The 22,290-nt window shown below is 63.0% G+C and carries 18 protein-coding genes; 6 read left to right on the forward strand and 12 right to left on the reverse strand.

Translation table 11 applies throughout. The features are described from left to right. The first annotated feature begins 62 nt into the window (after nt 1-62). The 6 genes from JQ574_RS22385 (at nt 63) to JQ574_RS22410 (ending at nt 6,855) form a co-directional block, all read left to right on the forward strand. Nucleotides 63-719, forward strand: coding sequence for a glutathione S-transferase family protein (locus JQ574_RS22385; RefSeq protein ID WP_212294901.1), 657 nt, complete (start codon nt 63-65; stop codon nt 717-719). Nucleotides 720-912: 193 nt separating this feature from the next. Continuing rightward, nucleotides 913-1,734 carry an AraC family transcriptional regulator gene (locus JQ574_RS22390; RefSeq protein ID WP_212213319.1) on the forward strand — a complete coding sequence of 274 codons (822 nt, stop codon included), beginning with the start codon at nt 913-915 and terminating at the stop codon, nt 1,732-1,734. Between the two features lie 121 nt (nt 1,735-1,855). Next, a complete protein-coding gene (locus JQ574_RS22395) occupies nt 1,856-2,722 on the forward strand; it encodes a 3-keto-5-aminohexanoate cleavage protein (protein ID WP_212213316.1) in 867 nt (288 codons plus the stop codon). Nucleotides 2,723-2,816: 94 nt separating this feature from the next. Beyond that, complete coding sequence (locus JQ574_RS22400) at nt 2,817-4,433, forward strand: acyl-CoA carboxylase subunit beta (protein WP_212213313.1); 1,617 nt, start codon at nt 2,817-2,819, stop codon at nt 4,431-4,433. 5 nt (nt 4,434-4,438) lie between these two features. Further along, the gene (locus JQ574_RS22405) at nt 4,439-6,400 is read left to right on the forward strand and encodes an acetyl-CoA carboxylase biotin carboxylase subunit (RefSeq protein ID WP_212213310.1); all 1,962 of its coding nucleotides are present in this window, start codon (nt 4,439-4,441) and stop codon (nt 6,398-6,400) included. Between the two features lie 77 nt (nt 6,401-6,477). Continuing rightward, nucleotides 6,478-6,855, forward strand: coding sequence for a hypothetical protein (locus JQ574_RS22410; protein ID WP_212213308.1), 378 nt, complete (start codon nt 6,478-6,480; stop codon nt 6,853-6,855). 177 nt (nt 6,856-7,032) lie between these two features. Here JQ574_RS22410 and JQ574_RS22415 read toward each other — a convergent pair whose 3' ends face one another. The 12 genes from JQ574_RS22415 to JQ574_RS22470 all read right to left on the reverse strand — a co-directional run bounded on the left by JQ574_RS22415 (nt 7,033) and on the right by JQ574_RS22470 (nt 21,796). Beyond that, a complete protein-coding gene (locus JQ574_RS22415) occupies nt 7,033-8,025 on the reverse strand; it encodes an ABC transporter ATP-binding protein (protein ID WP_212213305.1) in 993 nt (330 codons plus the stop codon). After that, entirely contained in the window at nt 8,022-9,035 is a 1,014-nt protein-coding gene (locus tag JQ574_RS22420) for an ABC transporter ATP-binding protein (RefSeq protein WP_212213303.1), read from the reverse strand. Before JQ574_RS22420 ends, JQ574_RS22415 begins: the two co-directional genes overlap by 4 nt. Beyond that, nucleotides 9,035-9,928 (reverse strand): ABC transporter permease, encoded by an 894-nt coding sequence (locus JQ574_RS22425; RefSeq protein WP_212213301.1) that lies wholly within the window; start codon nt 9,926-9,928, stop codon nt 9,035-9,037. Before JQ574_RS22425 ends, JQ574_RS22420 begins: the two co-directional genes overlap by 1 nt. 11 nt (nt 9,929-9,939) lie before the next feature. Continuing rightward, the gene (locus tag JQ574_RS22430) at nt 9,940-10,887 is read right to left on the reverse strand and encodes an ABC transporter permease (protein WP_212000847.1); all 948 of its coding nucleotides are present in this window, start codon (nt 10,885-10,887) and stop codon (nt 9,940-9,942) included. A gap of 39 nt (nt 10,888-10,926) precedes the next feature. Continuing rightward, the gene (locus JQ574_RS22435; protein ID WP_212213299.1) at nt 10,927-12,522 is read right to left on the reverse strand and encodes an ABC transporter substrate-binding protein; all 1,596 of its coding nucleotides are present in this window, start codon (nt 12,520-12,522) and stop codon (nt 10,927-10,929) included. Between the two features lie 297 nt (nt 12,523-12,819). Continuing rightward, entirely contained in the window at nt 12,820-14,382 is a 1,563-nt protein-coding gene (locus JQ574_RS22440) for an AMP-binding protein (protein WP_212213297.1), read from the reverse strand. A gap of 14 nt (nt 14,383-14,396) precedes the next feature. Continuing rightward, nucleotides 14,397-15,551 (reverse strand): iron-containing alcohol dehydrogenase, encoded by a 1,155-nt coding sequence (locus tag JQ574_RS22445; protein ID WP_212213295.1) that lies wholly within the window; start codon nt 15,549-15,551, stop codon nt 14,397-14,399. Between the two features lie 798 nt (nt 15,552-16,349). After that, nucleotides 16,350-17,909 (reverse strand): CopD family protein, encoded by a 1,560-nt coding sequence (locus tag JQ574_RS22450; RefSeq protein WP_212208089.1) that lies wholly within the window; start codon nt 17,907-17,909, stop codon nt 16,350-16,352. Nucleotides 17,910-17,914: 5 nt separating this feature from the next. After that, entirely contained in the window at nt 17,915-18,439 is a 525-nt protein-coding gene (locus JQ574_RS22455; protein ID WP_212208090.1) for a YcnI family protein, read from the reverse strand. A gap of 95 nt (nt 18,440-18,534) precedes the next feature. Beyond that, nucleotides 18,535-19,038, reverse strand: coding sequence for a copper chaperone PCu(A)C (locus JQ574_RS22460; protein ID WP_212208091.1), 504 nt, complete (start codon nt 19,036-19,038; stop codon nt 18,535-18,537). Between the two features lie 94 nt (nt 19,039-19,132). Then, nucleotides 19,133-21,328 carry a TonB-dependent receptor gene (locus JQ574_RS22465; protein WP_212208092.1) on the reverse strand — a complete coding sequence of 732 codons (2,196 nt, stop codon included), beginning with the start codon at nt 21,326-21,328 and terminating at the stop codon, nt 19,133-19,135. A gap of 93 nt (nt 21,329-21,421) precedes the next feature. Continuing rightward, nucleotides 21,422-21,796, reverse strand: a complete 375-nt coding sequence (locus JQ574_RS22470) for a DUF2946 domain-containing protein (protein WP_212208093.1) — start codon at nt 21,794-21,796, stop codon at nt 21,422-21,424. Nucleotides 21,797-22,290: the final 494 nt, after the last annotated feature.

The following is a 22,290-nucleotide window of genomic DNA, read 5'->3' on the forward strand; positions in this document are numbered from 1 at the left end:
TATTGCGGGCGCCGCTTCGGCGCCCCAAACTGGCCTGAATCGAAATTGAGGGGAAACGCCTGATGATCACGCTTTATCACTGCGACGGAGCGCGCTCGTTCCGCCCGCTCTGGATGCTGGAAGAGCTCGGGCTGCCCTATGAGCTCAAGATGCTGCCGTTTCCGCCGCGGGTGTTCGCCAAGGAATATCTAGCGATCAATCCGCTCGGCACCATTCCCTTCATGGTCGATGGCGATACGAAAATGACGGAATCGTCCGGCATCTGCCACTACATCGGCACCAGATATGGCCCGACGCCGCTGATCGTCGGGCCCGACGAGCCGGCCTATGGCGCATTCCTGAACTGGATGTATTTTTCTGACGCCACGCTGACCTTTCCGCAAACGCTGGTGCTGAGATACAGCCAGCTCGAGCCGGAGGAGCGCCGCAATCCGCAGGTGGCGGGGGATTATGCAAAATGGTTCCTCGGGCGGCTGCGGGCCGTGGAAGCCGCCACCGGCAAGTCAGAAACGCTCTGCGCGGACCGCTTTACCGCCGCCGATATCGCCAACGGTTATGCGTTGCGGTTGGCCGGAAATATCGGGCTGGCCAAGGATTTCGGGCCCAATGTCGCAGCCTATTGGGCGCGGTTGCAGGCCCGTGACGGTTATAAGCGGGCGGTGGCCGCGGAACAGAAGGCTGGCGTCGAGCAGAATGTGGCGCCGCGGGTTCGGGGCTGATTAGAAACGCAGTCATTCCGGGATGGTGCGCGAGCACCAGACCCGGAATCTCGAGATTCCCCGATGCGCAATTGCGCATCTGAGGTTCGCTTCGCGCCCCGGAATGACGTCGTTTGTGTCCGTGACAGCCCCCCAATTTCCGCTATGGTTGCCCCATCGCAGCGGCCCAAGAGCCGCGCGAGGAGGATGCACCATGGACGACATCGGCCGCAAATCGGGCCATCTGATGCTGATCACTCCGGAGCGCGTGTTTTACGCGGGCCTGCTCGGCCGGCCGCGGGAACGCTGCTCGGGTGCGTTCAACATCTATGTCGCGATCGAAGGCGGGTTGTGGCTCACCACATCAGATGGCCGTGAGAGCCATGCCGACATGGTCGCGGTGCTGCCGAACACAGGGCATACCATCGCCAGCGACTATCGTTCGGTGCTGAGCGTCGTGATCGAGCCGGAAAGCGTTTGTCCCGGCGTGCTCGAAGACCTTGCCGCGCGGCTGTCGGGGCCTGAAGGCAAAGCCTTTGCCGACCGCATTCGCGCCGCCTATCTCGCCTTGCGCGAGCATCATGCGGGCGACGATTTCTCCAGCGCCGAGTTCGACTTTCTGTGCCTTGGCGAAGCCTTGCCGCAACGCGTGCTCGATCCACGCGTGGCCCGCGCGATTGTGCAGATCGGAAAATTCTGCGGCGAACCGGTGACGGCCGCAAGCTGCGCCGCGGAGGCAGGCCTCTCGCCGTCGCGCTTCCTGCATCTGTTCAAGGAAGAGACCGGAATCTCGTTCCGCTCGTTCCGCGCCTGGAAGCGGGCGCGGCATTTGCTGCACTTCGCCAACCAGGACATCAACCTCGCGCATCTCGCGCAGGATATCGGCTATCCCGACTCCACGCATTTCAGCCACTCGATCCGCCGCTTCTACGGCTTGAAGCCGCGCGCGATCTTTTCCGGCTCGCGCGACCTGACGATCTACCGCAGCAATCGCACCGGCGGCGCCAATAGCGGGTGGACGCAAGAAGCGGGCTGACGCGGGCCGCATGATCGCCAGCGCATGATCCGGAAAAGTGTGAAGCGGTTTTCCGAAAAGATCATGCGCAAAACAAGGGCGATTTTCGCCCATTTCCGAAGGCTGATCCAAAGGCTGATTCATGAGCGACAAGGCTGTCATTACCTGTGCGCTGAACGGCGTGCTGACCGACCCGAAACAGCACAACGTGCCTGTGACGCCCGAACAGATGGCGCGCGAGGCCAAGGCTGCCTTCAACGCCGGCGCCAGCATCATGCACATCCATCTGCGTCAGCAGGAGCCGGGCAAGGGCCATCTGCCGTCATGGGACGTCAGCGTTAGCAAAGAGATTCAGCAGGCGGTGCGCGAGGCCTGTCCCGGTGTCATCATCAACCACACCACCGGCACCTCGGGTCCGAACTATGGCGGCGCGCTCGATTGCGTGCGCGAGACCAAGCCGGAGATCGCGGCCTGCAACGCCGGTTCGCTGAACTACCTCAAGGTGAAATCCGACAACACCTGGGCCTGGCCGCCGATGATGTTCGATAACGCGGTCGAGAAGGTGCAGGACTATCTCGACGTGATGAAGGTCGCGGGCACGATTCCGGAGTTCGAATGCTTCGATGTCGGCATCGTGCGTTGTGTCGGCATGTACCGGCAGACCGGCATGTATTCAGGGCCGCTGGAGTATAATTTCGTGATGGGCGTCGCGTCCGGCATGCCGGCCGATCCGGATCTGCTGCCGATCCTGCTCAAGCTCAAATTGCCGGAAGCACACTGGCAGGTCACCGCGATCGGCCGCGCCGAAATCTGGCCGCTGCACCAGCGCTGCGCCGATCTCGGCGGTCACCTGCGCACCGGGCTGGAGGACATGTTCTATCTCGCCGACGGCACCAAGGTGACCTCCAACGGCCAATTGATCGAAGCTATCGCCGCCTGCGCCCGCCGCGCTGGCAGAGAGATCGCCAGCCCCGCTGAGACACGGCAGATATTTGGGACGAGGCATTAATTGTCGTTCCGGGGCGATGCGAAGCATCGAACCCGGAACCTCGAGATTCCGGGTTCGTCCTTCGGACGCCCCGGAATGACGACCAGGAACATTCATGGCCATCATCGAATCGACCATCGCCCCGAGCAGCGCCGCCTACAAGGCCAACCGCGACGGCATGCTGGCGCTGATCGCACGCATGCGCGGGCTTGAGGAGCGGACGCGCGCCGCCTCCGCCGCCGCCAAGGATCGCTTTCACAAGCGCGGGCAATTGCTGCCGCGCGAGCGCGTCGCGCTGGTGCTCGATCCCGGCTCGCCCTTCATCGAACTGATGACGCTGGCGGGCTACATGTTCGACGTGCCGGATGCCGACAAGAGCATCCCGGGCGGCGGGGCGATCGCCGGCATCGGGTTCGTCGCCGGCATCCGCTGCATGGTCAGCGCCAATGATTCCGGCATCGACGCCGGCGCGTTGCAGCCTTACGGCCTCGACAAGACCTTGCGCGTGCAGGAACTGGCGCTGGAGAACAAGCTGCCCTACGTGCAACTGGTCGAAAGCGCCGGCGCCAATCTACTGCGCTACCGCGTTGAGGATTTTATCCGTGGCGGCAATATCTTTCGCAACCTGGCCAGGCTGTCGGCGGCGGGCTTGCCGGTCGTCACGGTGACGCATGGTTCGTCTACCGCGGGCGGTGCTTATCAGACCGGGCTCTCCGACTACATCGTGATGGTGCGCGGCCGCACCCGCGCCTTCCTCGCCGGACCGCCGCTGCTCAAGGCCGCGACGGGCGAGATCGCGACCGAGGAAGAGCTTGGCGGTGCCGAGATGCACACCTCGATTTCCGGCCTCGGCGATTATCTCGCCGAGGACGACCGCGACGCGCTGCGCATCGCGCGCGACATCATGACCAACATGCAGTGGGACCGGCCAAAACCGGCTGAAACCTCGTATCGGCCGCCCCGCTATGACGCGGAGGAATTGCTTGGCATCATGCCGATGGACCACAAGCGTCCGGTCGACATGCGTCAGGCGATCGCGCGCTTCATCGACGATTCCGATTTCACCGAATTCGGCAGCAGTTACGGCCCCGCCACCATCTGCGGCCACGCCCGCATCGAGGGGCAGGCGATCGGCATCATCACCAATAACGGTCCCCTCGACGTGCCCGGCGCCAACAAGGCGACGCATTTCATCCAGGCCTGCTGCCAGTCGCGCACGCCGCTTTTGTATATGAACAACACCACCGGCTACATGGTAGGCAAGGCTTACGAAGAAGCCGGCATGATCAAGCACGGCTCCAAGATGATCCAGGCGGTGACCTCGGCCACCGTGCCGCAGATCACCATCTATTGCGGCGCCTCGTTCGGCGCCGGCAATTACGGCATGTGCGGGCGCGGCTTCCATCCGCGCTTCTGCTTCTCCTGGCCCAACGCCAAGACCGCCGTGATGGGCGGCGAGCAGGCGGCGGAGACGATGGCGATCGTCACCGAAGCGGCGGCTGCGCGGCGTGGCAAGCCGATCGAGAAGGAAAAGCTGGAGGCGATGAAGGCGCAGATAACAGGCGTGTTCGACGGCCAGATGGACGTGTTCTCGACCTCGGCACGAGTGCTCGATGACGGCGTGATCGATCCGCGCGATACCCGCAGCATCTTGTCCGAGGTGCTGGCGATCTGTCGCGAGGCGGAGGCGCGGCAACCCCAGCGCATGCAATTCTCGGTCGCGCGGCCATGACTGTCATGAAGCCGACGCCTTTCTTCAAAATCCTGATCGCCAACCGCGGCGAGATCGCGCTGCGCATCATGCGCACCGCGCGCCGCCTCGGCTATGGCGTGGTTGCGGTCTATTCGGATGCCGACCGCGACGCGCTGCATGTCCGCGAAGCGGATCAAGCCGTGCGGATCGGTGAGGCGCTGCCGGCGCAATCCTATTTGCGCATTGAGGCGATCATTGCGGCGGCCAAAGCCAGCGGCGCCACGGCGGTGCATCCTGGCTACGGCTTCCTCGCCGAAAACGAAGATTTTGTGCAAGCCTGCCGCGACGCTGGGCTGGTGTTCATTGGGCCATCGCCGGAAGCGATCCGGGCGATGGGCAACAAGGCCGGCGCCAAGGAGATCATGGAAAAGGCCGGCGTGCCCTGCGTGCCCGGCTATCAGGGCGCCGATCAGAGCGACGCCGTGATGCTGGCGGAAGCCAATAAGATCGGCTTTCCCGTGATGATCAAGGCGGTGGCGGGCGGCGGCGGGCGCGGCATGCGGCTCGTGGCCGACGCCGCGGCATTTCCGGATGCACTGCGCAGCGCACGGTCGGAGGCGCAGGGCGCGTTCGGCGATCCCACGGTCATTTTGGAACGCGCCATCGTCAATCCCCGCCATATCGAAATCCAGGTGTTCGGCGATCGTTACCGCAATGCCGTCCATCTCGGCGAGCGCGATTGCTCGGTGCAGCGGCGGCACCAGAAGCTGATCGAGGAGGCGCCGTCGCCGGCGGTGTCGCCGAAGCTGCGGGCGCGGATGGGCGCGGTTGCAGTGTCAGCCGTCAAGGCGATCGGCTATGAGGGCGCCGGCACACTGGAATTCCTGCTCGATGGCAGCGGCGAGTTCTATTTCATGGAAATGAACACGCGGCTGCAGGTCGAGCATCCCGTCACCGAAGCGATCACGGGCCTCGATCTGGTCGAACTGCAACTGCGCGTCGCCAGCGGCGAGCCGCTCGGGCTGGTGCAGGAAGACATCAAATTCTCCGGCCATGCCATCGAGGTGCGGCTGTGTTCGGAAGATGCCGGCCACGATTTCATGCCGCAATCCGGCACGATGGCGTTGTGGCAGATGCCGGACGGTATCCGGGTCGAACATGCGCTGCAATCCGGTTCCGAGATTCCGCCGTTCTACGATTCGATGATCACGAAGATCATCAGCCATGGCGCCACCCGCGATGAAGCCCGGGGCAAGCTGATCGTCGGTCTGGAGCAGGTGGCTGCATTCGGCGTCACCACCAATCAGGGCTTTCTGATTTCATGCCTGCGCCATCCCGGTTTTGCCGCGGGCGAGGCGACCACGGCGTTCATCGGCAGCCACCGCGATGAATTGCTGGCGCCGCGCAAGGATGCAGCTTCGGATGCCGAGCTTGCGGCGTTGCTGTTGTATGTCACCGATCCCTCGGCGCCGAAGTGGAAGCCCGGACGTTCGCTGGCGGCGGCGTTCCCGGTTCCCGTTCGTGTCGAGATCGGCGGCGCGGTCCATGAGATCGAGATCGTGCGCGAGCGTGACGGCAGCTATCGCGGGCTCAACAACACGCTCTATCGAATCGAAGTTCACGCCGTCGACGGCGACACCATCCGCTTCAGCCGCGACGGTCTTGCGGAGTCCGTCAAATTCCTGCGTGACCGGGATCGGCTCTATTTCCTGCACCGCGGCGCCACGATTGCGGTCCGCGATTTGACGCTGGCCGCGCCGGTGTCAGCCGCGGCCAGCGGCGGCGACGGCAAGGTGAGGGCGGCGATGAACGGCCGCGTTGTCGCCGTGCTGGTCAAGCCGGGCGAGCAGGTCACGGCCGGCCAGCCTGTCATGACGCTGGAAGCGATGAAGATGGAGCATGTGCATACGGCAGGTGTTGCGGGCACAGTCGCGGCCATCGATGTCGCCGAGGGCGAGCAGGTGACGACGGGGAAGATCGTGGTGGAGATCGAGGCGGTGGCCTGATTTTACCTTCCAATAGTGGAGCATTTTCCGCGCTTCAAGCGTAAGCTGCCCAAAATCGTCACGCATTGGAGACGCTAATGAGCGGCGTAAGCTGGAAACTGGACGACGACTTCAAGACGGTAACGATCACGTTCCCTTCCACCCCGCCAGTTGCAATAAAAATGGATGCCGACGGTGCCGGCCGGATGATGCAGGACCTTGGAGAGTTTCGAGCCCGGATGAAGCCGGAAACTCCCTCGACTTACCAGACCGGCCAGAAGTGCGAGGCTGTGCCGTATCCGGCTTGGCGCACCGAGCCCGAGCTGATGCAGGGCAATACCGTTCTTCATATCCGGGATCCCCGATTCGGCTGGCTCCACTACATGTTCTCGAAGGAGGACACGCAGAAGCTGATTACTCAGCTGCAGGCGCAGCTCAACGCCCGCCCTGAAACGCAATCGAGCAAGTTGAATTAGCTGAGATGTGGCGGCCACGTAACTCTCTAGCCGCGTCATTGCCTGCAACAAACGCGAAGCGCTTGTGCAAGGGAGCGAAAGCTACGAAGCAATCCATCGTTTCCGAGCGGAGACGTGGATTGCTTCGCTTCGCTCGCAATGACGGCAGAGGGGCCTTCGTACGGACGACGATAGATTCTACTCCGCCCGCCCCGTGCCCTCATTGAGCCAGCACGCCACCTCATGCCGCGCGCCGGCATCAAGCAGCGACGGCCGTTCGACCTTGCAGCGGTCCATGACGTAGCGACAGCGGGTGTGGAAGGCGCAGCCCGACGGCGGGTTGATCGGGCTTGGCACGTCGCCGTCGATCATGGGCGCGAGCTTCTTCGCCTTGGGATTGGCGACCGGCACCGAGGCCAGCAGCGCCTGCGTATAGGGATGGCGCGGGTTGGCGAACAACTCGGTCTTGTCGGCGATCTCGACGATGCGCCCGAGATACATCACGGCGACGCGGTGGCTGATATGGGCGACCACGGCGAGGTCATGAGCGATGAACAAATAGGAAAAATTGTTCTTGCGCTGCAGGTCGATCAACAGATTGATCACCTGCGCCTGGATCGAGACGTCGAGCGCGGACACCGGCTCGTCGCAGACGATCAGGCTCGGCCCCAATGATAACGCTCGCGCGATGCAGATGCGCTGCCGCTGGCCGCCGGAGAACTGATGCGGATAGTTCTTCATCTGGTCCGCGCGCAGGCCGACCTGGGCGAACAGTTCGGCGACGCGTTCCTGCTGCTTGGCGCCGGTGGCGAGGCCGTGGACGCCGAGCGGCTCGCCGACGATGTCGCCGGCAGTCATGCGCGGATTGAGCGAAGCGAACGGATCCTGGAATACGATCTGCATCGAGCGCCGATGCGGGCGCAGATCTGTCTTGCTGAGGTTGGTGATATCAGTGCCATTAAGCTTGATGGCGCCGCTGGTCGGTTCCACCAGCCGCAACACGCTGCGCGCCACCGTCGACTTGCCGCAGCCGGACTCGCCGACCAGCCCCAGCGTCTCGCCCTTGCCGACCGAGAAGCTGACGCCGTCGACCGAATGCACGGTGCCGATGCGCCGGCGCAGGATGCCGCCGCGCACCGGGTAATGTTTGACGAGGTCGGTAACCTCCAAGAGGGGCGCTCTGTCGGTCATATCGCGGCCACCATTTCCGCCGCGCGCCAGCACGCCGAAAAATGATTATCGCCGAAATCCTTGAGCGGCGGATATTCTGCGCGGCAGCGGTCGATTGCGAACGGACAGCGCGGCGCAAAGGCGCAGCCCGGCGGCAAATTGGTCAGCGACGGCACCATGCCGGGAATTTCGTTCAACCTGACATCCTCTTTCGCGCCAAGCGAAATCACCGCCGGCATCGAGGCCATCAGGCCGCGGGTGTAGGGATGCCGTGGATTCTCGAACAGCGCCTCGACAGTGGCCTCCTCGACCTTCTTGCCGGCATACATCACGATCACGCGCTGCGCGGTCTGGGCGACCACGCCGAGATCGTGGGTGATCAGGATCAGTCCGGTGCCGAGCGTCTTTTGCAGATCGACGATCAGCGCGAGGATTTGCGCCTGGATCGTGACGTCGAGCGCGGTGGTCGGCTCGTCCGCGATCAGCAGCGCCGGCCGGCACGCCAGCGCCATCGCGATCATCGCGCGCTGGCGCATGCCGCCGGAAAGCTGGTGCGGATATTCCTGCGCTCGCCGCTCCGGCTCGGGAATGCGGACGAGGCGCAGCATCTCGACCGCTTTCGCCCATGCTTCCTTCGCCGTCATGTCCTGGTGCAGGCGCACCACCTCGGTGATCTGGTCGCCGATCCGCATCACTGGATTGAGCGAGGTCATCGGCTCCTGGAAGATCATCGACATCCGGTTGCCGCGGATCTTGCGCATGTCCGCTTCGTCGATGCCGAGCAGGTCAGTGCCTTCGAGCGTCACCGAGCCGCCGACGATCCGGCCCGGCGGGTCCGGCACCAGCCGCATGATCGACAGCGCGCTGACGCTCTTGCCGCAGCCGGATTCGCCGACGATCGCCAGCGTCTCGCCGCGGCGGACGTGGAAAGAGACGTCATCGACCGCCCGGAACAGGCCCGAATTGGTGAAGAACACCGTCTGCAGGTTCTTCACATCGAGAACCGTCTCATCCGCTCGTGCCAGCGTCATCAGCCGCGCTGCCTCGGGTCGAGGATATCGCGCAGTGCGTCGCCGAACAGATTGGTGCCGAACACCGCAAGGCTGATCGCGACGCCGGGGAAGATCACCAGCCACGGCGCGGTGCGGACATATTCCGCCGCCGATTCCGACAGCATGCGGCCCCATGACGGATAGGGCTCGGGAATGCCGAGGCCGAGAAACGACAGCGAGGCTTCGGTGAGAATGGTGGAACCGAGCTGCGCGGTCGCCAGCACGATCAGCGGCGCCAGCGTGTTGGGCAGCACGTGGCGGATAGCGATGCGCGTTTCGCTCATGCCGATCGACTTGGCGGCCTCGACGAACGGCAGTTCGCGCAAGGCCAGCGTGTTGGCGCGGATGACGCGGGCCACCGTCGGAATCAGCGGGATCGCGATCGCGATGATGACGTTCGGCAGCGACGGCCCCAGAGCCGCTGTCATGACCAGCGCCAGCACCAGCAGCGGCAGGGCCTGCAATATGTCGGTCACGCGTTGGAACAGCAAATCGACCCAGCCCGAGAGATAGCCGGAGACGAGGCCGACGATGACGCCGAGCGTCGAGCCCAGCAGCGTGGCGCCGATGCCGACGGCGAGCGAAATCCGGGCGCCATGGACGATCCGGCTCCAGACATCGCGGCCGAATGAATCGGTGCCCAGCCAATGCACGGCATCGGGCGCCGCCAGCCGGTGCGTGGAATCGACGCTGAGCGGACTGAAGCGGCAGATCAAGTCGGCCGATATCGCCACCCAGACGAACATTATCATGATGAAGAGGCCGATGGTGCCGAGCATGTAGCGTTGCGCGAGAAACGTCAGCCGGCGCCAGCCATGCGTCGAATGGGCGCCGGCGCGTTTCAGTTCGCTATCGTAATTGACTACAGCCAAACCTGAATCTCCTAATCTCCGTAGCGGATGCGCGGATCGATCGCGGCATACAGCAAGTCGACGGTGAAGTTGGCGAACACCACGACGACCGCGATCAGCATCACGAGGTTCTGCACGATCGGGTAGTCGCGCCAGCGCAGCGCCTCGACCAGGAAGCGGGCGATGCCCGGGATATTGAACACGGTTTCGGTGACGATCAGCCCGCCGATCAGGAAAGCGGCCTCGATGCCGATCACGGTGATGACGGGCAGGATGGCGTTCTTCAGCGCATGGCGGTAATTGACCGAATTCTCCGAGGCGCCCTTGGCGCGCGCGGTGCGGATGAAATCCTGGCGCAGGATTTCCAGCATCGAGGAGCGCGTGATACGCATCGTCAGCGCGGCGCTGCGAAAGCCGACCGCCATCGCCGGCACGGCGTAGATGGCGATCGCTTCGGTCCAGGTTTTCGGATTGGGGTTGAAGATCGGCATGGTTCCGAACATCGAAACCGACGCCATCAGGATCAGCAGCCCGAGCCAGAACGAGGGCAGCGACAGCCCGCTCAGGCTGACGATACGCAAGGCATAATCAAGCCTTGTGCCCTGGTGAACGGCGCTGATGACGCCGAGGGGAATGCCGATCGCTGCGGAGAACAGCAGTGCCAGGCCCGCCAGCCGCGCCGTGATCGGAATTCGCGGCAGGATCTCCTGCAGCGCCGGTTTTTCCGACACATAGGAATAGCCGAGATCGCCGTGCAGCAACCCGCCGATCCAGCGGAAATACTGCACCACGATCGGGTCGCTGAGACCGAGTTCCTTTTCCAGATTGGCCTTGTCGGCGGGATCGACAAAGCCGGCTGCGTCGAACAGGATGTCGACGATATTGCCGGGAACGACGCGCAGCAGCACGAAGATGATGATCGAGATCCCGATCAGGGTCACGAACATCAACGCGAGGCGTCGCACGATATAAGCAAACACCTGGCTATTCTCCCTGGCCGGCCGACGTTATGGCGGACGCTACTTGTCCATCCATACATCCTCGTAACGATAGCCGTTATAGGAGCTGTTCACCATGATGGTGATGCCCTTGACGTAGGGCTGCCAGCACGAACCCGAGCGGCCGTGGTAGATGATCGGGCGGGCGACGTCTTCCTGCAGCTTCTTGTCGATCTCCCAGACGATTTTCTTGCGCTTGGCGACGTCGGTTTCCTGGGATTGCTCGCCGAACAGCTTTTCGATGTCCTTGTTGCAGTAGTTGGTGTAGTTGCGCTCCGAGCCGCAGGAATAGTTCTCGTAGAACGACTGGTCGGGATCGTCGACCGCATTGCCGGTCAGATTGAGGCCGAGCGCATAATCCTTGCGCGCGACTTTCGAGAACCAGTTCGCCGTCTCGACCACGTCAAGCTCGCCGTCGATATAGATGCTCTTGAGCTGATCGATCAGGATGATGGCGGGGTCGCGATAGATCGGAATATTGCGCGTTGCGACCTTGACCGCGAGCCGCTTGTCCGGCCCAAAGCCCGCCTTCTGCATCAGCTTGCGCGCTTCTTCCCGGTTGGCGTTGATGTCGGGGCCGTAGCCCGGGATCGTCTCCAGCATCTCTTTCGGCATTGCCCACAACCCGCCCGGGGCGGGAAGCATGGTGCCGCCGATATCCGCCTGTCCCTCGAACAGGATCGAGATGAACGCCTTGCGGTCGATCGCCAGCGCCATCGCGCGGCGGATATCCAGGCTGTCAAACGGCGGCGAGGACGAGTTGACGATGATGTTGGTCGAGACGTTGATCGGCTCGACGACGCACACGGCGTTCGGCGACTGCTTCTTGACGTCCTTGAGCAGCGGGATCGACACTTCGGTCGGGAACGTCATGTCGAACTGGCCGGAAATAAAGCCGAGAATGGCGGTCGACCGGTTGGTGATGATGGTGAATTCCATGCCGTCGAGATACGGCAGGCCCTTCTTCCAGTAATCCGGGTTGCGCGTCAGCTTGATCGATTCGTTGGCCTTGAACTCGACGAACTTGAACGGACCGGTGCCGGTCGGCTTGGTACGCATGTCGCCGGCCGAGACGTGGCAGGGATAGACCGGTGTATAGCCGGAGGCGAGCAGCGCCAGCAGCGCCGGCTGCGGCCGTTTCAGGTTGAACGACGCCTCGAAATCGCCTGACGTGGTGACGTCAACGACCTCGTCGTACCAGGATTTTCGCGGGTTCTTGCGGAACTTCTGCTGCGACTTGCCCATCAGCATGTCGAAGGTGCATTTGACGTCCGCGGCGGTGAACGGCTTGCCGTCGTGCCACTTGACGCCCTGCCGCAGCTTGAAGGTGAGCTTCTTCTTGTCGCCGCTCCAGGCCCAGCTTTCCGCAAGATCCGGGACGATCGATTCCATGGAGTTCTGCGGGACGTCCTGCTTGTAGATCACGAGGTTGTTGAAAACCGGCATGAAGGGAATGTTGACCGAATAGGTCGCTTCCTCGTGGATCGAGGCGCTGGCCGGGCTGTCGCGGTGATAGACCTTGAGAATGCCGCCCTGCTTGGGCTCGCCTGCCGATGCAACATGGTAGGCCGGCAGCAATAACAACGCCGCGACGGCAAGCGTTCGCACGCTCCGCATGGTGTCCCCTCCCGGGAATGTTCGGTCTCAATGGCCGATTACCACCGACGATAGCATGACCATCCTGCCGGGCAACCGGCCAAGTCCGGGCGGATGTTGGCAATTCGAACTAATAGTCCGTGTGGTGGAACTGACCCGATTTTTGCGGCGATTTGCACGGAAATGGGTCAGCAATTGCCGCCGTCGTTGCGACGCACACAAGATAATCGCGCCATAATGCCTCACCCGAGCATTCGTGCCGTCACATTCCCTCATATTTCGCATCAACGCGGCCCCGCGTTTGCCGATCAGCGCCGCTCACACGATCCGCGAGGTCTTGTTGCCCCAGTAGCGGTCGCGCAGCAGGCGCTTGTAGAGTTTGCCGGTGGGCAGCCGCGGCAGCTCTTTCTCGAAATCGATCGAGCGCGGCACTTTTTGGCGCGACAGCGACTGGCTGCAGAACGCGATCAGTTCCTCCGCGAGATCCGGCCCCGGCGAAACGCCGGGCATCGGCTGCACCACCGCCTTTACTTCCTCGCCCAGATCCGGATTGGGCACGCCGAACACCGCGGCGTCCGCGATCTTGGGATGAGTGATCAGCAAATTCTCGCATTCCTGCGGGTAGATGTTGACGCCGCCGGAGATGATCATGAACGTCGCGCGGTCGGTGAGATAGAGGAAGCCGTCATTGTCGACGTAGCCGACATCGCCCACCGTGCTCATGCTGCCGTCCGCCGAGCGAGCTTCCTTTGTCTTGGCCGGATCGCAAAAATATTCGAACGGGGTGGCGGTCTTGAACCACACCGTGCCCGGCGTGCCGACGGGAACGGCCTGCATGTTCTCGTCGAGAATATGCAGATCGCCGAGCAGCACCTTACCCACGGTGCCGCGATGGGCCAGCCACTCCTCGCTGTTGCAGGAGGTAAAGCCGAGCCCTTCGGTGGCGCCGTAATATTCGTGGATGATCGGCCCCCACCATTTGATGATGTCGTCCTTGACCGCCGCCGGACAGGGCGCTGCGGCATGGATCGCGATCTCGAGCGACGACAGATCGTATCGGTTGCGCGCCTCCTCGGGCAGCTTGAGCATGCGCGAGAACATCGTCGGCACCAGCTGGGTGTGCGTGATGCCCCATTTCGGGACCAGCGAGAGATAATGTTCGGGATCGAACCGTTCCATGATGATGGCGGTGCCGCCCATCTTGATCGTCAGGTTGACGGCGGCCTGCGGCGCCGAGTGGTAGAGCGGCGCCGGCGACAGATAGATCATGCCCTCGCGGTATTGCCAGATCTTCACCAGGAAATCGAACAGCGGCAAATTCTGATCGGCCGGCAGTTCCGGCAGCGGGCGCAGAATTCCCTTTGGCCGGCCGGTGGTGCCGGAGGAATAGAGCATTGCGGTGCCGACGCATTCATCCGCGATCGGCGTGTGCGGCAATCCAGCCGTCACTTGCTGCAGGCCGACGATGCGGTCGCTTTCGTGCCAATTTTCTCCTTGGCCATCGGCGACGATACAAAGCTCCACCTGCGGGCATTCCTGCAACGCCTCGCGCGCGACATCGAGTTTTTCCCGAGAGGTGATCAGGATGCGCGACTGGCTGTTGGTCAGGATGTAGGCAAGCTCGCTCGCGGTGAGGTAGGAGTTCACGCAGGTGTAATAGAGGCCCGAGCGTTCGCCGGCGCCGCAGGCTTCGAGATAGCGGCTGTTGTTCTCCATGAAGATCGAATAGTGGTCGAGCCGCTTCAGGCCACGCTGCCGGAACAGATGCGCCAGCCGGTTGGAGCGCGCGTCGAGTTCGCGATAGGTGACGGTCTCGCCGGTGCCGGCCATGATGAAGGCGGGCTGCAGGGGGCGAAGTTTTACATGCTTGCCGGTGTACATTCCGTCTCGTTCTCCTAGGCTGCCAGTTCGAGAATTTCGCGGACCTGTGCCGGCCCTTCGATCTTGCGCGGATTGCGGGGCACCCAGGGTGTCGCCATCGCCTGCTGTGCGATGCGGTCGAAATGCTCGGGTCCGACTTTGACCTCGCGCAGGCTGCGCGGCATTCCGAGCCCGCGAATGAAATTATCGAGCACTTCGCTGGCGTCCTTGCCCGGATACCCCATCGCGGCTGATACCAGCGCCTGGCGCTCGGCATTCACAGATATGTTCCAGCGCATCACGCTCGGCAGCATCACGCACGACGTATGGCCGTGCGGCACGCCGAATTCGGCGCCGAGCACATAGCCGATGCCGTGGCTGGCGCCCATCGGCACGCCCGCGGCCAGCGGGCCGGTCGAGAGCCAGGTGCCGATCTGGCAATCCATCCGCGCGTCGAGATCGCGGCCATTGGCCTTCACCCGCGGCAGCGCCTGCGCCAGCAGCGCAAGCCCCTTCAGCGCCTGCGCGTCGGCATAGGGATGCGCTTCGCGCGCGCAAATGCCCTCGACGCAGTGGTCGACGGCGCGAATCCCGGTCGACAGCCACAGCCATTCCGGCGTGTGCAGGCCGATCGCGGGATCGAGGATCACGGCGCGCGGCATCACCAGCCGATGGCGCAGCGCTTCCTTGACCTTGGTCCGCTCGTTGGTAACGCCGGCGTTGGCGGTGAATTCGCCGCCGGCGATCGTCGTCGGCACGCTGATCTGCCGCACCGCCGGCGGGTTCATCGGCGGCGGCGCTCCGGCAACGGCCCTTATTTTGTCGATGCCTTCGACGGTCGTAATGTCATTGGCGAGGCAGAGCTGCACCGCCTTGGCGCCGTCGGTGATCGAGCCGCCGCCGATGGTGACGATGAGGTCGGCCTTGGCGACACGAGCCTGTTCGGTGGCCGCTATCACGGCCGCCCGCGGCGTATGGGCGGGCATCGCGTCGAACGTCCCGACGCAGCGCGGCCCCAGCATGTCGCGAATGTTCCTGATCACGTCGGTCTCGCGGTTGAGCGTGCCGCTGACCATCAGGAACGCCCTGACCGCACCGAGCCGGGCCATCTGCTCGACGATCACCTCGGATGCCGGCCGTCCGAACACGACCTCATCCATGGCGCCGAATACCACACGCCCTCTATGCACGCTTGTCCTCCCCGGACATTTTGGTTTTGTTGGCAGGGAGGTTAGCGGAGGAAATTCCGGACGTCATGCCCGAAGATGATGCGGGTGGGGAGGTGGTGCTGTCTCGCATCGTCGTCCCGGCCTTGAGCCGGGACCCATACGCCGCGGCGGTTGTTGTTGCCGCAGATCTCCAAAGCCCGGGACGACGGCGGTACTGTTGTTGCACCATCATTCAAAACACGCTTTCGCATTCTCGCGACGCATTGCGCCCGAGGTTTGCAGGTTACTTTCGCCCCCGAAATTCAGAGGGCGCAGGGAATGCCGGATGCGCGCTGCACCCGCGGTCTCGTGTGCGATTGTGCTAAGAATGCTGCACACGAGCATACAGGGCAGCGGAGAACATCCGACATTCCCTGCGCAGTGGCTTTACGGCTTATGACGCGCTCTCCCCGGTGAGACGGCCTCTATTGCCACTGTCGCCCCTCGGAAGCGTTGGCTCCCGAAAGACTTGACGCCGTTACGGGCGCCAGGACCACACGCTTTCGCCGTGCGCATCAGCCGCGACCGTCAATCGCAACTGTTGCGTCCACCGCAACCCGCCCCTCGTCGTGACGACGGCCGACGCCCCTCTGAGTGGGACGGGATGGCCAAGAATGAACCGGTGATTTGGGGTCGAAGGAAAGAGAAATATTTTTGATTTTCGGAATTTTTGGACTTGACATGATTTCCGAAAACCGGAACTGATTTGCCCGTCGGGTTGTTTTGTCGCATGCTGGCGGCGAGATTGCACTTGCGGGCGAGGCGACGCAGCATACTCCGTCACCGCACGTCGAAGTCGCCTTCCAGCGTGATTTTCTCGAAATCGGTTACCAGCGCGTCGATCCGCATGTGCCAGCGGCCGGCGAGCGGCAACGGCACGCCGCGCACGTGCCAGGACCCATCCGGCCCGCGCGTCGCCTCACGCCCGAATGGTTCGATACCGCGCTCCGGCAGGCTCAGCGTCAGCGTCGCCTCCTTGGCCGATAGCGCGGCGAAGTCGCCGGTCAGCAATTGCAGGACAAAATCATCCGAACCCACTTTGCCCGGCGAAATCGACACCTGAGCCATCGCCGTCTCGGTGTGGATATGGATCGCCAGCGGCGCCTGCGCGGCGGCCGCCAGCACACGCGGCGGCGGCGTGAAACGCCAGCCAGCGACGACGGCGAGAATACCCACCACCACGACGCATTCGATCAGGATCGAGCCGATCAATGACCGCCCTTTCTGCGGATCGGCCGCCACGGCTGGTGTCAGGCGGTACCGGTTCAGCGCGGCTAGCCCAAGCAGGACCGTGACCAGTATCAATTTGACCAGCAGGATAATGCCGTAGCGGGTGTCGATCAGCGCACGAAAACTCTCAAGCTGGACGATTGCCAGACCCAGTCCGCTCAACACCAGAAAACCGACGACCGGCACGGCCAGGCGCGAGAACCGTTGCAGCACCGGCACCATCGCGGCCGTTGATTGGCGCGCCAGCACCGCAAGGGGCGCGAGTGCGCCGACCCAAAAGGCGATGGCAACGCCATGGATGAACATCGCCGGCGCCGTCAGCGATTTCGGAGACGCCGTTGCGGCGTGCCCGCTCGTTGCCAGCGACAGCCCGGCGCCTGCCAGCGCAAGAACAGTCAATACCCGGGCGGTCATCCCGGTCGGGCTGCGCCACGCAAACCAGGCGATGACCATCGACGCGATCGCAATCAGCAGCGACGGCCCGAGGCTGGTTCCGAGCGCGCTGGTCCATGGCGCTGCTGTCGCCAGCCCGCCGAGCGGACGATCGAGCAAGTCGAGACCCTGCAGGCCAAGCGAGGCGACGGCGCTCGCGACACCGACGGCAAGCGCGCCCGTGATCACCCGCGCACCGCCCTGCCCGATCCATACGGCAAAGAACGCGCCGCCGACGCCTGCGAACAAGCCGACATAAACCCCGATGCGGGCCAGCCAGATCAGGATCGTAACCGGGCCGCCATTCGACCTGGCAGCGCTGGCCGTCACGACGCCGATCGAAAACACCAGCGATCCCGCGACGGGATGCCCGTCCTGGGAAACCACGCGATAGCTGACGACCTGCGTCCCGCGCGGCAGATCATCAGGCAACACGATCACGACGGATTGGTCGACCGCGCGAACCGTGACGGCGCGCGTCTTGCCCCCAGCATCGATCAGGTTGACGACAGCGGGTGTGACGCTTTCGTTGAACTGCAATTGCACGGTCTTTGGCGCCTCGGCCACGACGCTGCCATCGGCAGGTTCGGCAGCCACCAGCGACGCATGCGCAAACGCTTCCGTTGCAAGACAGAGCGCCACCAGCAGTGCCGCGACGGCTGCGATGGCGCGTAACATCGAATTTACGGCCTCGAAATCAGCTTGAGGCCCGGTGCCGGTGACGAGCCGTCATGACTATGCGACCCGGCCCCGGCCTTCGGAATATCGATCCAGCGGCTAACCCCCTTCTCGCATTCCTGCACCACCGGAAAATACAGCGTCGTGTTCGGCTTCAGGCCGCCGGTGAGGAAGGTTGCCATGACGAATTCGTCGTAATTGTCGTCGGCAAGTTTGCCCCCGCTCCAGGACACTTCCTTGACGCCTTCGGAGAATTTGCTGCCGTGATATTCGTATTCGGCGGCGTATTTTCCCTTTGTCGTCTCGAGAGTCCAGCCAGTCTTCGGCATCGGCTTGACGCTGATCACGCCTTCGGGGATTTGCACCCGGATTTTGACGGTGGCCGATCCCGCGCAACCATGTGGCACGGCGAATACCGCCTTGTAATAACTGCCGACGGCCGCCTCGCGCTTCTCCAACGTCACGTGCGCGTTGGCGGAAGACGCGGCGCAGAGGGCTGCGACGGCGACTAGTAGACCTGGCTTCGACATTTTTGGCCTCAAATATTCATGCTAAATTGAATCGGACGCCCGCCGCATCAGGCGCGAGCAGCCTGGCTCTGAACGGCGAACGCTTTCCATCGCCATTACTTCTTCATGCCGGAATGACCCGAATGATCATGCGCTGGCGCCTGGGCGCCGACGCCCTGCACGTCGAGCGATAGCGTCACCTTGCCCGCCTTTTCGAACTCGAGCGTTACCGGCACCTTGTCGCCCTGCTTGAGCGGGCCCTTGAGATCCATCAGCATCAGATGATAGCCGCCCGGCGCGAGTTTTACGGTCTTGCCGGGTTCGATGGCGAGCCCCTTGTCGAGCGAGCGCATCGTCATCACGCCGTTGTTCATCGCCATCTCGTGGACCTCGATCTTGCCGGAGATATCGGCCGCGCCCTTGATCAGCCGATCAGGCGCCTGCCCCTTGTTCTCGATGGTGAGGTATCCACCCGCGATCTTGGCACCGCCCGGTGTGGCGCGGCTCCAGGCTTGCGTGATCACGAGATCGCCAACCTTGGCCTCTTGGGCGTGCAAGGGAGCGGTGAAAAGCGCGGCCACGAAAGCGACGCAGGCAACGGTACGAGAGAAAGAATTCATCGGATTTTCCTTGGTTTTCTTTTGCGGCTCGCGCCCGCAAACGGCGTCTCGAATTCCCCCGGCGCAAGGTGCGCGCGCCGGGAGTCGCAATCAATCACCACCGCGCTTTTACGCCCGCGTACACGGCACGGCCAGTGCCGGGCTCGAATAACGGCAGGTTCGGATTGGCCCGGTCGGTGATGCTGGCCGAACTGATGTAGGCCTTGTTGGCGATGTTCCGCGCCTCGATATACATCGAATAGGTGCCGCCATTGTCGACGCCCGCCTTCAACCCGACGATCGCATAGGCCGACGTCTTTAGCGTATTGGCGCTGTCCACGTAGTAGGATTCCGGTACCCACTCGACGTTGGGGCCGACATAGATTCCCGTCGGATGCTTGTAGAGCAGTTCGGCCCGCAGGTAATGACGCGGCGCGCCGGGCAACTGGTTGTTTCCGAAGACGGGATCGTTGTCGAAGCGGAAATCGTTGAAAGTGTAGGCAAGGTTCACCCAGACCTTGTCTGGCGCGCTACCCGGGACGAACAGCCCCTTGACGACAGCTGCGCCCAAGCCGGCTTCAATTCCCTGATGGTAGGTCCGATTGGCGTTGGTCACGTTACAATTGCCAAACGCGCTGTAGAGGCACAGCAGTTCGTCCTTGATGTCGGCGCGATAGCCGGTCAGTTCCCAGGTCAAATCTGGGCGCCGCCCGCGGGTGCCGATTTCATAGGTGGTCGCGCGTTGCGGCCGGATGCTGGTGAATGGGATGACCGCGACGCCCGGTACATTCGCGCTTTCGCCGAAGCTCGGCACTTCGGCGCTGCGCGAGATGTTGGCGTAGGCCTGCCAGGTCGGATCGATGTCCCACAGCAGGCCGGCTTTGGGGCTCCACAGATTGAATTCCGTCCGGCCCGACTGATCTCCATCGTTTAAGAAACGGTCGCGACGATCGCGCGTGGCGTACAGGAACTGCGTACCGGCGACGGCCGCGACGTTCGGCAGGAAGTAAAACGAGTCCTGGATATAGACCGAGGTGTTCTGGGATTTGTCGACCGACGAGGACAGCAGCGCTCCCTTCTGTCCGGCGATATTGGCAAATTGCTGGTTGTCGATGCTGCCGTTGATGACATTGACGCCGGCCACGAGAACGTTGCGGTAGCCGCCGATGTTGCGATCGTCGGTGACGCGGGCAAAGCCGCCGTAATCCTTGTAGCGATAGTCCAGCCATTGGAAGATCGGATGCATCAAATGGCGGTCGACGCCGAACACGCCGAAATCAACGATCGTGTCCTCGAACCGGATGGTGGTCTTGTTCGCCAGCCGCACCGTATCGATGTTGCGCTGCTGGTCCATCAGGATGTTGTTGGGTGCCGCCGTCTCGGGTGACGTGAGTGCCGATGCCTTGGTAACGGTGCCGGGGATGCGCTGCCGGACCTGATTGGCGTTCACATAGAACCGTGTCTCGAAATCGGGTGAGAACTGGTAGCCCACATTGCCGCTGACGCGCGTGGCACTGCCGTTGCTGTGATCGCGAAAGCCGTCCGCCGCCTGGGTCGATGCAGTCACGAAACCGTCCCAGGGCCCGTTGGCGCCGCCCGCGTTGGCCTGCAGCCGGCGAAACCCGAAAGCACCGCCATCGACACTGACGCCGTTCACGAACGGGTCGCGCCCGGTGGGCGTGACGAAATTGATGGCCCCGCCCAGCGAGTTCGCGCCAAACCGCAACGCGTTGCCGCCTTTGAAGACTTCGACATATTTGTAGGCGGTCGGATCGATTTCCTGAAAATCGCCATAGCCGTCAGCGGTGTTGATCGGGATCCCGTCCATGTAGAGCTGGACGCCGCGCAGATGGAAGTTGCGCGACAGGCCGGAACCGCGAATCGAGAGCCTGGTATCGTCACCCCATTTGGGCTGCGCGAAGACGCCGGGGACGTAATCGAGAACATCCTTGATCGTATTGGCGACGGTCGAATTCCGGTAGGCCTCGGCCGGAACGAGCGCCACGCCGCCCGGGGTCTGCTGAATATCGCGGATCGCCTGTTGCACCGTAAGGACCGTCAGCGCCGGTCCCCTCGCCGGTTCGCTTGCAACCGGCGGCGCAACCGGGGACGGATGTCGGACGCGAGACGCACGCGCCGTGCGCGCCGCACTGCGCTGCGGAGCACGGGCTGAAACTGTCCGCTGCGGCGTTGGGGCATCCACGGTGACGGGCGGAAGCGAACTTTGCGTATTGGTTTGAGCACCCGCCGGAACGGATGCAAAGACGGCGGCGCAAGCAAGCGCGCGCGCGGGCAAATGATAGCGAAACATGTGGTATTCCTGACGCCGGCTCTAGCGGCCGGTTAATGAACTGCAGCGATCAGCGCAGCCGAAGCCGCACCGATCGTTCGGATGTTCGAAAGGTCAGGAAATAGAAGGTGGCGCGCGCGCTTGCGCGTGCGAGCCGGCGCGGGAACCGAAGCGGTCCGTTGTGAATTCGACCCAGACCACGCGCGCGTGCTGGCGTTCGATGACGATGGCGTTGGTGGTTTGCGGCGCGTCGACCGGCGCACCGGTGTGAAGCACGCTGCAGACCGAACAGCAGCCATCGTGCGCGCGATGCCCGGTCTGGTCGCTCTGTCCGGTGGGGACGTCTGCATTGCCATGACAGATCACGGCCGCGGCAAGCGGGTCGGAGGCCGCGATGCTGGCCGCCCAGCACGCGCCGATCGGTGCGAAAATCTGCACCATCAGGGCGATCAGGACTATGGGTAGGAAATTTTTCAGCCGCGCGCGCATCGCAAACCCATCCGGAACGAGAACTAATCACCGGGAGCGTTCGAAGTCGAGATCGGGTTTTGCGGTTTATCCGCTTGTGTTGCGCAAATACCGGCGTTTCCGATGCGTTCCAGCCGATTGAGGCGGCGATTCCGGCCCTCCGCGCCCGTGACCCGCCGCGGGTACTGCCCCTCCGCCACAAGGAATAGTGGTGAAATTCCAATCATTTCGCAGATTGATAGAATTTTGAACAATCGTTGCTGAAAATGGTGACAAGGGGAAAAAGATAGTCTACACGTGCTGGCTCAGGCTGGCCGAAAGGTTGAAGTCTGGTGGTCCAAGTCTCGGGAGGAGCCCTGACGCGCACAAGCAGCGTCGCCTCGTCAATCAAGATCAAACCCAAATTTTCGAGGTAAAAGGGTCGACACAATTTTTGAGCAGGGCTCCGTGCCCTGCTCTTTTTTTTCGATGATCGCCCTCTTTAAAGTCGTTCGAAGAATCTCCGAACCGCGTAC

It is taken from the genome of Bradyrhizobium sp. AUGA SZCCT0158 (assembly GCF_018130065.1).
Classification (GTDB): Bacteria; Pseudomonadota; Alphaproteobacteria; order Rhizobiales; family Xanthobacteraceae; genus Bradyrhizobium.